At 56.1% G+C, this 12,869-nt stretch carries 9 protein-coding genes; 8 read left to right on the top strand and 1 reads right to left on the bottom strand.

Translation table 11 applies throughout. The annotated features are described in order from the left end of the window. Nucleotides 1-265: 265 nt before the first annotated feature. The gene (locus GOW93_RS15540; protein WP_170386243.1) at nucleotides 266-1,804 is read left to right on the top strand and encodes an ABC transporter substrate-binding protein; all 1,539 of its coding nucleotides are present in this window, start codon (nucleotides 266-268) and stop codon (nucleotides 1,802-1,804) included. Here the strand turns inward: GOW93_RS15540 and GOW93_RS15535 are convergent. After that, nucleotides 1,798-3,420, bottom strand: a complete 1,623-nt coding sequence (locus tag GOW93_RS15535; protein WP_170386240.1) for an FAD-dependent oxidoreductase — start codon at nucleotides 3,418-3,420, stop codon at nucleotides 1,798-1,800. The genes GOW93_RS15540 and GOW93_RS15535 overlap by 7 nt on opposite strands. Before the next feature lie 247 nt (nucleotides 3,421-3,667). Between GOW93_RS15535 and GOW93_RS15530 the strand changes: the two genes are divergently transcribed. The 7 genes from GOW93_RS15530 to GOW93_RS15500 all read left to right on the top strand — a co-directional run bounded on the left by GOW93_RS15530 (nucleotide 3,668) and on the right by GOW93_RS15500 (nucleotide 12,868). Then, nucleotides 3,668-4,825 carry a substrate-binding domain-containing protein gene (locus GOW93_RS15530; protein WP_170386238.1) on the top strand — a complete coding sequence of 386 codons (1,158 nt, stop codon included), beginning with the start codon at nucleotides 3,668-3,670 and terminating at the stop codon, nucleotides 4,823-4,825. 57 nt (nucleotides 4,826-4,882) lie between these two features. Continuing rightward, a complete protein-coding gene (locus GOW93_RS15525; RefSeq protein WP_170386235.1) occupies nucleotides 4,883-5,962 on the top strand; it encodes an aldo/keto reductase in 1,080 nt (359 codons plus the stop codon). Nucleotides 5,963-5,976: 14 nt separating this feature from the next. Continuing rightward, nucleotides 5,977-6,501, top strand: coding sequence for a VOC family protein (locus GOW93_RS15520; RefSeq protein ID WP_170386232.1), 525 nt, complete (start codon nucleotides 5,977-5,979; stop codon nucleotides 6,499-6,501). Nucleotides 6,502-6,877: 376 nt separating this feature from the next. Next, nucleotides 6,878-8,236 (top strand): M24 family metallopeptidase, encoded by a 1,359-nt coding sequence (locus GOW93_RS15515; RefSeq protein WP_170386229.1) that lies wholly within the window; start codon nucleotides 6,878-6,880, stop codon nucleotides 8,234-8,236. Between the two features lie 52 nt (nucleotides 8,237-8,288). Further along, a complete protein-coding gene (locus GOW93_RS15510; protein WP_170386226.1) occupies nucleotides 8,289-9,197 on the top strand; it encodes an NAD(P)-dependent oxidoreductase in 909 nt (302 codons plus the stop codon). Continuing rightward, nucleotides 9,194-10,648 carry an NAD-dependent succinate-semialdehyde dehydrogenase gene (locus GOW93_RS15505; RefSeq protein ID WP_170386224.1) on the top strand — a complete coding sequence of 485 codons (1,455 nt, stop codon included), beginning with the start codon at nucleotides 9,194-9,196 and terminating at the stop codon, nucleotides 10,646-10,648. The genes GOW93_RS15510 and GOW93_RS15505 overlap by 4 nt, the downstream gene beginning before the upstream one ends. A 24-nt stretch (nucleotides 10,649-10,672) precedes the next feature. Next, nucleotides 10,673-12,868, top strand: coding sequence for an alpha-ketoacid dehydrogenase subunit alpha/beta (locus tag GOW93_RS15500; RefSeq protein WP_170386221.1), 2,196 nt, complete (start codon nucleotides 10,673-10,675; stop codon nucleotides 12,866-12,868). The last annotated feature ends 1 nt before the right edge of the window (nucleotide 12,869 follow it).

Here is a 12,869-nt window from a genome sequence, read left to right as displayed (position 1 = left end):
AACAGCAACGCGTTGTGCGGCTGAAAATTCCTCCCAGGACTTGGCGCCGGCGCATTGCTGGCGCTTTTTTTGGAGTGTCGCGGTGCCTGTCTCTAGTCTCAAATCGGATATCACTGATCATGAAGTTATAAGGATCATCAGGTTCCTCTCGCGTACCAGAACTCCGTTTAATGAACTAGTACGGAGAGGGCCCGGGGATCCGTCTTGGAATCTGACATCTTTCTTAGTTACGTCTTACCTAAAGGGGGAACCGGTCACGATTTCTATGCTCATTGATGCGGCGGAAGTGCCTTATGGAACGGCTCAGCGGCGCATTCACGCGATGATTGAGGATGGGCAAATCGTAAAGGTCGCGCGCTCGACGACCGGCAAATCCTTTTACTTGCAACCCAGCCCTGAGATGTATTCGGCATTTGTCGACTATGTCACCAAAGTCAAGTCGTTGCTGGCGGAAACAGTCGGGTTGACCGGCATGGAAAACGCGGATGAGTTTTATTTTGGCGGTGCAGATTTTGCGCGGGACATTTTGCCACCACCTCCCTTGCAATCTCAACTGGCAGAGAGTGATCAGGAACTGAAGTTCTTGTTGCACAACGACAACTACTTCTCGGCCATGCGTAACATGTGGGCGGATTATAGAAACAATCTGGGGTCCAGAAAGAGTTTCTCGTTACACTTTCTGCCCGACCTGCACGAACGCCTGCATGAGTTCCTGCCCAAATCTGAATTTGATGTGGTGACGCTGAATATGCCCTGGCTGGGTGAGTTTGCCGAACGGGACATGCTCATGTCGCTGGATGAGTTCATCGATGAAACCAATATCCGCGTGATGGATTTCCACCCGGCGGTTTGGGCGTCGGGTACATGGGGCAGTCGCCAATACGGGGTTCCGATTTATGTTACGATTGAAGCGATGGCGGTACGCAAAGATTTGTTTTCCGAGCATGAACTGCCACATCCTCGAACATTCGATCAGGTGATTGAAACGGGTCGGCAATTGCAGGACCCGTCTCGGGGTTTCTTTGGTGTTGCCTGGAACGCTGCGAGGGGGATGCCGATCGCCTCAAGTTTCATGATCCTGATGGGCTGTTGCGGGGCCCCTATTCTGAACATCCCGCGGGCGCGGCGGTATCACAACTGGGCTGATCTTGTCGGCAACAGTTTCCGTCCGAGAATCGACAGCGAAGAAGGCCAGATCGTTCTTGATTACATGCACCGTCTGGTCGAAATATCACCACCAGATATCCTGAACATGGACTGGAACCGCCGGATCGAAGCGTTTCTGGAAGGTGAGGTCGCCATGGCCTATTGCTGGACCATGCGGGCGGCGCGTTTTGATTACGATATCGGCTCCATGGTCAAAAAACGGTCCGAACTTATTCCGCAGCCCAAAGGTCCAATGGGCATGAGTGCCAATCCGACAGGAGGCTTTCTGTTAGGCATACCGGCCAACCTGCCAAAATCACGCGCGAAACTGGCATTTGAGGCAATTGCCTGGATGGCCTCGCCGGAGGCAATGAAGCGGCACGTCACGAATGGACTGCCGGTTGCGCCTCGGTTCTCGGTGGCCGCAGATCCGGAGGCAGCCGCGGCCTCGCCCATTGTTCGGTTCGTCGACCGGTTGTCGCAACGGGGCATGCTGTGTACCTGGCAGCGTCCCCCGATTCCCGAGTATCGTACAATCGAGAGCATCCTTGGAGAACGGATACATGATGCGCTGTCCGGCGCATTGTCTGACAAAGAAGCGTTGGTGATGGCCCAGAATGAAGTTGACCGCGCGATGCAGGAGAACGGGCGTTATTGAGCTTGACCTGCTGGTGTCCAGTCGATGCCGTAAGTGTCTTTGAAATAGGCCTGGAAATAATTCTGGAACGCCGGAAACGCCGAAGCCAGTCTGAGGAACTCCTGGCGATCCATCACCAATACCTCCGTTGCGTCGAGGGCGCGTACGGTTCCTGCGCGTCGGCTTTCCCCAAGTATCAACCTTTCGCCGAAATGCCCGCCGGCTGCGATCTCCCGGGTGGTCAACTCACCGGTGTTGGAATCCTTCATGCGCACTTCGACCCTGCCGCTGATAATGGTGTAAAACCCGTCTGCCCAATTGCCCGCTTCGAAAATGCGGTCTCCGGCTCGGTAGTGCGCAATTTGGGTATGGCTGTTCTCTGGCTTAACATCCTGAACGATGCTCCGAGGCATCAGACCGTCTAACACCCAATTCAGAAGGACTTTCAGTTTTGCAGATGCCCCAGGCAAGAAGGACAAGTAGAAACCGCGCCATAACAGCCATGCGGGAAACCCCGTCAGCGTCAGGCCCATAACCTCGGCTACACCCCGTTTGCCACCCAAAGACGCCATTGCCCCCTTTGATTTGTAGCTGAATAGACGGGGCTTCTGGCCTGATAGCTTTCTGCGAATGTTTTCCGCCACTGTCCGTGCCTCACGCACTGCAAACTGGGCTGTAGGTGGCGCAAATTCATTCGGCGCGCTCGCATCTTCGACCAAGGGAACCAATGCGCAATCGCCCAAGGCCCAGACATCCGGAACGCCTGCAACCGCGAGCGAACGGTCAACTACGATCTTGCCGCGTTCGCAGCGGACATTCATTCCACGAACGACGCCAGAAGGTGCATTGCCGATGGTCGCAATAACCGTCCGTGTGCCGATAACGTCATTGTTTGTTGTTACGATTGCCGTACCGGTTGCACTGGCAACACCGGTTGACGTGTGGACCTCGATACCCCGCGCGGCCAGCTTTTGGGCCGCGTATTGGCGCAGGCGCGGGGGCAGTTCGCTGAGGATATTGTCTGCATATTCCAGCAAAATGACTCGAACTTCGGATGGGTCGATAGAGGGGTAGTATTTCAGAGATCGGTCAACCAGCTCTTTGATCTCGCCGACAGTTTCAACGCCGGAAAACCCGCCACCGATGACGCAGAAAGTAAGGGCTTCCTGCTTGACTTCGGGCAGTTGCGTGATGTCGGCGTGCTCCAGTTTCTCGATGACATGCGCCCGCAGTCTGCTGGCATCTGCCAGCGTTTTCATCGCAAGCGCGTGGTCCGATAGACCGGGTGTTCGGGACAGGTCAGTAGATTGCCCCAGGGCTATGACAAGCTGATCAAAAGCTACTTGTGTGGGGCGTCTTTGGACACCTTGAAACACGGTTACAGTCTTTGCTTCGAAATCGATGGAATGAACCCGCGCCTTCCTTGTCTTGACGTGTTTCAACAAACCGCGGAGAGAGGAAATGGCATGTGCCGCAGTGATTGAACCCGCGGCAACCTCAGGTAGCAGCGGTTGAAACACGAAGAAATTCTGGTCGCTGATCAGTTCGATTTCAGCGGATTTTCCCAGATGTTTCACAAGCGATTTCGCGGCAAATAAACCTGCAAAACCGCCACCCAGAATCACAATACGGGTCATTGTCTCTCCTTCCGTTGAACACTTGATACCGGTCGAAATCAGTCGGGCGGGCGGCAAAGATATCCATTTCAGGCAAGTTCAGTGCAGGTGCAGCAAGTCGTTCGGATGTCACGGTTTCTCATCGTTTCCCAGAGAGAAAATCCCATGCGGATATCTTTGTCGCCCGGTCCCGACAAACGTCTCCAACAATATTGGCAGCTTCACGAAAGCCGTGTTCGGCTGCCGTGACCACTCAGGAGGAGACACCATGAAATCGCATTCGCCCATGAAGACGCTCGCCACGGCATCCTTGGCGCTTTTAATGAGTTTGCCTGCCGCAAACACAGCCGTTGCCGAGGACAGCGCGGGGTATGCAGGTAAACCCCGCACATTGCTGTGGTCGAACCGGGACATCGAGTATGTGGACACATCGGAATACGCCAAGGAACCGCCCTATGTCGTCGGCTTCTCGAATGCTTCGATCTCAAATATCTGGCGGGTCGGGATGCTGCATTCGATCCAGCAAGCCGCGGCAGATAACAGCGATCTGATCGAGAAACTGATTATCACCGACGCAAACGACGATCCCTCAAAGCAAGTTTCCGACATTCAGGATCTGCTGCAACGTGATGTCGATATCCTGATCGTTTCGGCAGCCCAATCCGAAGCATTGGACCCTGTTGTGACCCGCGCAATGCGCAGCGGTGTGCCGGTGGTTATGGTCGATCGCCGGGTGACATCTGACAACTTCATCTCGTTCGTAACTGCCTCAGACCACGCGCTTGGCCGGTTCGAGGCCCAATGGATGGCTGAAACACTTGGCGGCAAAGGCAATGTCGTCATGCTGGGTGGCATCGCGGGGGCTAGCCCGGCAGAAATCCGGATCGCGGTTGCCAAACAGGTGTTCGCTGAATTCCCCGATATCAACGTGATCGACCTACAATACACCGATTGGAGCCCGGCCAAGGGCAAGCAGGTCATGGCCGCGCTGATCCAGAAATATGGCAAGGACATCCACGGCGTCTGGTCTGACAGCGGCTTGCAAGGCTCGGGCGCGTTGGAGGCGTTTGTCGAAGCCGGGTGGGAGGATGGCAGCATTCCCCCGATCACCTGTTCAGATCTAAACGGTTGTGTGAAGCAGGCGGTCGAGCATGACGTCAAGGCAATCAATTTTGACTACCCGCCAGCTATGGGTGGCGCATCCGTCAATGTGGCGCTGGACGTGCTCGCCGGCAAACCGGTTCCCAAGCAATACGAGGTGAACGCACAGATTTCGATCACCGAAGGTGACGAGACTGAGTCAGTCAAGGCAGACATCTGGATGGAAGACTACGCCCGGCTTGACCGGCCCAACGATCTCATCCTGTCGACAGGTCTGGGCCCGGACTATGATCCCACAACGTTCAACGCGGACTACCCAAAATAAATTCATCACAGGCGAGCCTTTGGGGCTCGTCCTTTCTTTTTTGAGGAGGACAACGCCATGCCATTTGACCCAACAGAATTGCGTCAGATTGGACGCACGAAGCTCAAGACCAACCTCCTTGGCCTGGGTACCGTCCAGATAGGCGGTTGGCCGCGCCGCCTGCCGGAAGAGGACGCCGTAAAGGTACTCGATGCCGCCTGGGATGCTGGCCTGCGTACATTTGATACCGCACCAATGTATGGCATGGGCATGTCCGAAGAGCGGCTGGGGCGCTATCTGGCCTACAAGCCCAAAGAGTCGTTTGTAATTTCGACAAAGGTCGGTCGTATCGTCGAAGACGATCCCGACAACAGCGAACCAACGGGTGATGACGAGTTCTGGAAGGGCGCTCCGCCCCGGATTTACCGTTTCGATTTTTCGTATGACGGTGTCATGCGTTCGGTAGAACATAGCCTTGAACGGACCGGATTGGACCGGTTCGATATGTTGCTGATCCATGACGCCGATGACCACCTCGATGAAGCCCTTGGCGGATGCTATAAGGCTCTCGATAAACTGAGATCCGAGGGAACGGTGTCCGCCATCGGGGCAGGCATGAACCAAAACCCGGCACTGGCGCGGATGGCGGCTGAGGTGGATATGGACGTGTTTCTGCTTGCTGGCCGATACACGCTCTTGGATCATTCGGCGCTGACCGAACTGTTCCCGATCTGCGAAAAACGTGGCACGACAATTCTGATCGGCGGTGTGTATAATTCCGGCGTACTGAATACTCCGGTCGAGGGTGCGTCGTTTGATTACGTGCCCCTGGATGAAAACTGGCGCGCCAACGTTCTGGACCACGGCGTGCGCGCACCTGCGGAGCATGAGACCGGCGAATACTGGTTGAAGCGGGCGCAGGCGCTGAGGGCCGTATGTGATCGGCACAATGTGCCTCTCTCGACGGCAGCAATCCAGTTTTCAGCAGCACATCCTATCGTATCCAGCATCCCCGTTGGGGCCGGTCGCCCCGAACGGTTCGAACAGAATATTGCCGCTCTGGAAGCAGACATTCCCGATGACCTGTGGGCGGAATTGAAGCACGAGGGTCTGATCGCAGATGCGGCCCCGGTCCCTGCTGAGACAGAAACCGTTTAGGGAAAGGCAGTGAAATGAGCAAAGGAATTCCCGGCCTCGCAGGAAGTGACCACATCGGCTTCACTGTTCCGGATATCGAAGAGGCAACTCGGTTCTTCGTAGATGTAATCGGGTGCATTGAACTGTTCGAAGTCGGGCCTTTTGTGGCGCATGACGACTGGATGACTGAGCATCTGAACGTCCATCCGCGCGCGGTTATTGAAACCCTTCGCATGCTGAAATGCCGAAACGGGCCTGCCTTCGAAATTTTTGAATATTCCTCGCCCGATCAGCGAGAAGAGTTGCCGAAAAACAGCGATCATGGCGGGCATCATCTTGCGTTTTATGTTGAAGATATGGACGCTGCTGTTGCCTATCTCAAATCGCATGGTGTGCGGTTTCAAGGCGAACCGAGTTACATGGAGCAGGGCCCCAGCAAAGGTCTGACCTGGGTTTATTTCCTTGCACCATGGGGCATGCAGCTTGAGCTGGTCAGCTATCAGAATGGGCTGGCTTATGAAGCCACATCCGACGACATAATGTGGTCCCCGAAATCGTAGGCTATTAGAGCGACAAAACGGACCAAGATCAGTGGTCACAGGCAAAGAGCTTTGCGGTCGTGCAGGTGCTCTGTCTTGACTGAAATCCATGTCGGATTGGCTCCACTTTGTGGGCGAGCTCAGGTTGAGGGCAGGACCGCGTATTGCAGATTTCCTGTGTTTTCACAAATTTGGGTGCAGCACTTTCAGTCGCGGCGTGATGAATATCGAAATTGGATATCATCATCACACATCGTCCGGCGCCCCTCTGCAATATTGGGAATCATAGAAAACGATCCCTGAGAGTCTGTTTGTTCCGGGGGTCATTCGCCCAAAAGCGGATCTCGGTTTCTGACCTGTGATCCCATCATGAAAGATAGTGAGAGAGAGGCGCGAAATGGCGATTGAGACCTATGGCACCATGGCCGTGGATTGGGAAAACCGCATCAATTTTGATCGGTTGAGGACTGAACGCCTCGCCCGCGTAAAAGAGAAGCTCGAGCAGTCGGAAATGGGTGCGTTGTTGTGTTTCGACATGACCAATGTGCGCTATATCACAGGCACTCATATTGGTACCTGGGCACAGGACAAGGTGTCTCGCTGGACCCTGCTGCCGCGCGGCGGTGAACCGATCCTTTGGGACTTCGGATCGGCAGCAAAACACCATGCGCTGCATTGCGACTGGATGGGAGGCGAAGAGCGATCCCGCGCGGGTATCCCCTTGTTACGGGGCGCTATGACGCCAAACATGGGTCGGGCTGAGGAAACTGCTGACAAGATTGTTCGCGAGCTGGAAAAGCACGGCTTGAAGAACGAACCGCTTGGGATCGACCTTGTCGAACCTCCCATCATGTTCGCGCTGCAGGAACGTGGCGTGAAAGTCGTCGATTGCCAATGGCTTATGCAGGATGCGCGGGTCATCAAAACGCGAGATGAGATTAGCCTGCTGACCCACGCCTCGGCCATGGTGGATTTCACCTACGAGGAAATCTACCGCGCCATCCGCCCCGGTGTTCGCGAAAACGAACTGGTCGGGATTGCGTCGAACTTCCTCTATAACAACGGATCAGAATACGTCGAAGGCGTGAATGCGATTTCGGGTGAGCGATGTAGCCCACACCCGCATGTCTTCTCAGATAGGGCATTGCGCCCGGGTGACCCGGCTTACTTCGACATCCTACATAGCTACATGGGATATCGGACCTGTTACTACCGGACCTTCGCAGTGGGTAGTGCAAGCCGTGAAATGCAGGATGCCTATAAGCGATGCCGCGATTACCTCGATCAGGCGATCGCAATGATCAAGCCCGGTGTGACCACCGGAGAAGTCGCAAAGGTCTGGCCAAAAGCCGAGGAGTTCGGGTTCCCCAATGAAGAAGCAGCATTCGGCTTGCAATACGGCCACGGGCTTGGACTGGGGATCTGGGAACGACCGGTCATCAGCCGCCTGGTCTCGATCGACCATCCGGAGGTTATTCAGGAAGGTATGGTTTTCGCACTTGAAACCTTCTGGCCCGCCAAAGGCAGTCACCATGCGGCGCGTATCGAAGAGGAAATGGTCGTAACCAAAGACGGGGTCGAAGTCATCTCGAAATTCCCGGCCGAAGAGCTCTTGGTTTGTGGTCGCCAGTATTGGTCCGGGCACGACATGCTGCCGGGTATTCGCCACAGCGAATCTCACTTCAACAACCACCGCGTTTTCCCGCAGGCCGAAAACACAACGCAGCCGCGTTTCGGCAAAACCTGGGAAGACTAACACCTGATGAAAACCTGAACCCGAGATGCGGTTCAGAGTCCGAGAGGCAAATATGAAAACGCGAATTGGCTGGATCGGGCTCGGTAAAATGGGCGCTCCGATGGCAATCAATCTGTGCCGGGCCGGCGCCAAAATGACCGTGTTCAATAGAAGCCCTGACAAGGGCAAACCCGTTCTCGACGCGGGCGCGGCGTTGGCAACCAAGCCCAGTGTGTTAGCCGCTCAGTCGGATATCCTGTTTACCATGCTGTCGGACGACTGTGCCTTGCGCCAAGTTCTCCTGGGCGACAAAGGCGCTCTGAAAGAGATGTGCTCAGGAACCATCCTAGTTGATATGAGCACAGTATCTCCGACCGTATCGCAAGACATTGCCAGCGCGGCGGATGGCTACGGTGTGCGATATCTTCGGGCCCCGGTTTCCGGGTCGGTTGCTCTTGCTGAGGCTGGCACTCTGGCCGTTATGGCGTCGGGACCGAAGGATGCCTTTGACGATTGTCTCGAAGTCCTGAACGCGATGAGTGCACGCCAGTTCTATGTCGGAAGTCACGAGCAGGCACGGGTTCTGAAGCTGTCGATCAACATGATGGTGGGGTTCACTGCTGCCATGATGGGCGAAGCCTTGGCGCTTGGGCTGAAAAACGGGCTCGATCGGGCAACCATGCTGGATGTGATAGGCGCAAGCGCGATTGCGTCGCCATTGGTTAACTACAAGCTGGACGCGTTGAAAACGAGGGATTACTCACCCGCGTTCGAGGTCACGCAGATGGCCAAGGATTTCGATCTGATTTTGGAAACTGGTCGTCATTCCGCCGTTCCAATGCCGCTGGCCGCACAGGTCCGCGAGGGTTGGAGCGAACTGATCGCCGATGGTGATGGCGAGACGGACTTTTTCAAATACGTCGAGCTGGCCACGCAGCGCGCAGGCGCGACCCTTAGCGACGGCAGGGAGACGGCGGCATGACTCTGAACCCAGAACTCATGAAGCACGCTTGTCTGATCGGCGGCCAATGGCGACCCGCCGGGGCTGGTGGAGTGGTTTCCGTAGACAACCCGTCAACCGGTGCAGTTTTGGGCGCGGTGCCGAATTTCGGGGCCGAGGAAACGCGTGAGGCGGTCTCGGCGGCTCAATCGGCTTTGACGGATTGGCAGGGCCGCACGGCCAAGGATCGCGCCGCAATCCTGCGTCGCTGGTACCAACTGATCATCGAGCATACTGAAGACCTCGCAGCGATCATGACTGCAGAGCAGGGCAAACCGCTGGCCGAGTCGCGGGGCGAAGTGGCTTATGGCGCCAGTTTTATCGAATGGTTCGCGGAAGAGGGTAAGCGCATCTACGGCGATGTCATCCCTAGCCCTTGGGAAGACCGGCGTATTGTTGTTGTGAAACAAGCGGTTGGGGTTGTTGCGGCCATTACACCTTGGAACTTTCCCATTGCCATGATCACGCGCAAAGTCGGGCCGGCTTTGGCCGCAGGCTGCACCTGTGTCGTCAAGCCCGCTTCCGCCACACCGTTTTCTGCCTTGGCGATTGCGGCACTTGCACAAGAGGCGGGTGTCCCGGATGGCGTGTTGAATGTCGTAACAGGATCAGCACGCGCAATCGGCGGCGAGCTGACGGCCAATCCGACTGTACAAAAGGTGACGTTTACGGGATCGACCGACATCGGAAAGGTGCTCATGCGGCAAAGCGCCGATACCGTGAAGAAAGTCTCGATGGAGCTGGGTGGCAACGCGCCGTTTATCGTGTTTGATGACGCGGATATCGACGCTGCTGTGGAAGGGGCCATCGCGTCGAAATACCGAAATACCGGGCAGACCTGTGTTTGCACCAATCGCATCCTGGTGCAACGCAACGTCCATGATGCATTTGTCGAAAGTTTGGTGACGCGTGTGAATGAACTGGTTGTCGGGGACGGGTTCGCCGAAGGTGCACAGCAGGGGCCATTGATCGATCTGGCGGCGGTTGAGAAAGTCGAAGAGCACATTGCCGATGCGCGCTCGAAAGGTGCTTCGGTCGCCGCAGGTGGCGCGCGCCACACGTTGGGCGGGTCTTTCTTTCAACCGACAGTCTTGACCGGTGTCACAACGGATATGGCCGTCGCGCGGGAAGAGACTTTTGGGCCGCTGGCACCGATTTTCACATTCGACAGCGAGGAAGAGGCAATCAAGCTGGCCAACGACACTGAATTCGGCCTGGCCGCCTATTTCTATTCCCGTGATATCGGCCGGATCTGGCGTGTCGCCGAAGCGCTTGAATACGGCATGGTCGGGATTAACGAAGGCATCATCTCGACCGAGGTCGCGCCGTTTGGCGGGATCAAGGAAAGCGGCGTGGGACGGGAAGGCGCGCACTACGGAATCGAGGAATTTGTTGAGACGAAATACCTGTGCATGGGCGGGCTGAACGCCTGACCTTTGCCCGCGGAGTAGAGCACAATGCCGAGAACAACGAAAATCAAACCGATGGTCGACTGGGTGGATATCACCGCCACCGAAGCCGACTGGGACAAGCTCGGCAAAGCCGAAGCGATCAAGATGCACAACCATCTGCATCTTGTGCGCGCTTTCGAAGAGATGGTGCTGGAAATGGATGCACAGGGGTTGATCCACGGTCCTGCACACAGCTCGATCGGGCAAGAGGGTGGCGCGATCGGATCAATCTCACCCTTGAAGCCAGGAGATCAGGTCACCGGGTCCCATCGAGGCCATCACCAGTTTGTCGCTAAGGCTTTGGCATATCTTGATCCCGGTCACGTCGATCCGCTGACGACCGATTTGTCAGGCGACATTCTGCAGTTGTTGCAGAAATCCTTGGCTGAAATCATGGGACTGGCACAAGGCTATTGTAAAGGTCGCGGCGGCTCGATGCATTTGCGTTGGGAAGAGGCTGGCGCGTTGGGCACCAACGCTATTGTTGGTGGTGGCGTGCCATTTGCAACCGGGGCCGCGTGGACCAAAAAACGCTGCGGCACCGACGAAGCGGTGTTTTCCTATTTCGGCGAGGGCAGCGCACATATCGGCTCGGTCCCAGAGGCAATGAACCTGGCAGCGCTTTGGGACTTGCCTGTCTGCTTTTTCATTGAAAACAACGGGTTTGCCGTGGCGACCACGGTCGAAGAAGAAACGCGCGAAACTCGGGTCTCATCTCGCGGTTTGGCTTTTGGCATCCCGTCCTTCCGGGTTGACGGCATGGACCCAGTCGCGGTCCGCGTCGCGACTGAACGCGCTTTGGATATCATGCGCTCGGGCAAAGGGCCGACGGTTATCGAAGCCGTGCTCTATCGCTTTTTCCATCATGGGGGCGGCGTTCCAGCCAGTGCCTTCGGATACCGCAGCAAAGAAGACGAAGCCACTTGGCGCAAACGCGATCCAATTTTGGTGATGCTGGACGGTTTAAAAACACGTGGATGGCTGGACGATGACGGTGACGCCACATTGGCCACGCGTGCCAAGTCCGCGATGCAACTGGCGGCCTCGGCGCTGACGGTTGAGGATGGCAATAAACGCACTGTTATCGAAGCTCTGTGGCCAGATACCGCAATGCGCGACGCAGGATTGCGTGGAGATTTGAGTGAATTGGACGGCAAACGCTTCGAAGAACAAGAAGAATTCTCGGGTACGTTGGCACCTGTCAGATATGTGGATGCCGTCGCCGAAGTTATGAACCGGCGCATGGCCGAAGATGACCGAATCTTTTGTCTGGGCGAGGACATTCACCGCCTGAAGGGTGGAACCAATGGTGCCACAAAGGGACTTGCCGAAAAATATCCGGACCGGATCATTCCAACTCCCATAGCCGAGGCAGGATTTAGCGGGCTGGCCGGTGGCGTAGCTATGTCGGGTAAATACCGTCCGGTTGTCGAACTGATGTATCCCGATTTTGCGCTGGTCGCAGCGGATCAGTTGTTCAACCAGATCGGCAAGGCCCGGCACATGTTTGGCGGCGATACCGCGATGCCAATCGTGTTCCGTACCAAGATCGCGATCGGAACCGGATACGGGTCGCAGCACTCGATGGATCCGGCTGGCTTGTTTGCGCAGTGGCCGGGCTGGCGCATCGTCGCGCCCTCGACCGCGTTCGACTACGTCGGGTTGATGAACAGTGCTTTGGCCTGCGACGACCCTGTTCTGGTGATCGAACATGTGGGTTTGTACACGCAAAAGATGCCCGGGCCGGTCAACGATTATGACTATTTCATACCGCTTGGAAAGGCCAAGGTGGTGCGGGAAGGTAGTGCTATGACCATCCTGACATACTCAGCGATGGTCGAAGAATCCCGCAAGGCGGCCGAGGCACTTGGGTTGGATGCCGAGATCATCGATTTACGCTCTCTGGACCGTGCTGGTATCGATTGGGAGACCATCGGTGAAAGCATCCGCAAAACCAACAATGTGGTGGTTGTCGAGCAAAGTCCGTTGACCGTTTCTTATGGTGCGATGTTGACTGACGAATTGCAGCGTCGGTTCTTTGACCATCTTGATCAACCCGTCCAGCGGGTGCATGGCGGCGAAAGCTCTCCCAGTGTGTCCAAAGTGCTAGAGCGGGCAGCCTTTGCGATGGCCCCCGAGGTCGAAGTCAGATTGAAACAGATGATGATCGATACGGGCCGTGGGGCCTTGGTCGGCGTTTGAC

It is taken from the genome of Ruegeria atlantica (genome assembly GCF_013032455.1).
GTDB lineage: Bacteria > Pseudomonadota > Alphaproteobacteria > Rhodobacterales > Rhodobacteraceae > Ruegeria > Ruegeria atlantica_B.
This window is presented reverse-complemented; position numbering and strand designations above follow the sequence as displayed.

Bases quoted from the DNA above. Each gene is read 5' to 3' on its own strand.
- GOW93_RS15535 (WP_170386240.1), bottom strand. From the start codon at position 3,420: ATGACCCGTATTGTGATTCTGGGTGGCGGTTTTGCAGGTTTATTTGCC.
- GOW93_RS15525 (WP_170386235.1), top strand. From the start codon at position 4,883: ATGCCATTTGACCCAACAGAATTGCGTCAGATTGGACGCACGAAGCTC.
- GOW93_RS15540 (WP_170386243.1), top strand. From the start codon at position 266: ATGCTCATTGATGCGGCGGAAGTGCCTTATGGAACGGCTCAGCGGCGC.
- GOW93_RS15515 (WP_170386229.1), top strand. From the start codon at position 6,878: ATGGCGATTGAGACCTATGGCACCATGGCCGTGGATTGGGAAAACCGC.
- GOW93_RS15500 (WP_170386221.1), top strand. From the start codon at position 10,673: ATGCCGAGAACAACGAAAATCAAACCGATGGTCGACTGGGTGGATATC.
- GOW93_RS15530 (WP_170386238.1), top strand. From the start codon at position 3,668: ATGAAATCGCATTCGCCCATGAAGACGCTCGCCACGGCATCCTTGGCG.
- GOW93_RS15505 (WP_170386224.1), top strand. From the start codon at position 9,194: ATGACTCTGAACCCAGAACTCATGAAGCACGCTTGTCTGATCGGCGGC.
- GOW93_RS15520 (WP_170386232.1), top strand. From the start codon at position 5,977: ATGAGCAAAGGAATTCCCGGCCTCGCAGGAAGTGACCACATCGGCTTC.
- GOW93_RS15510 (WP_170386226.1), top strand. From the start codon at position 8,289: ATGAAAACGCGAATTGGCTGGATCGGGCTCGGTAAAATGGGCGCTCCG.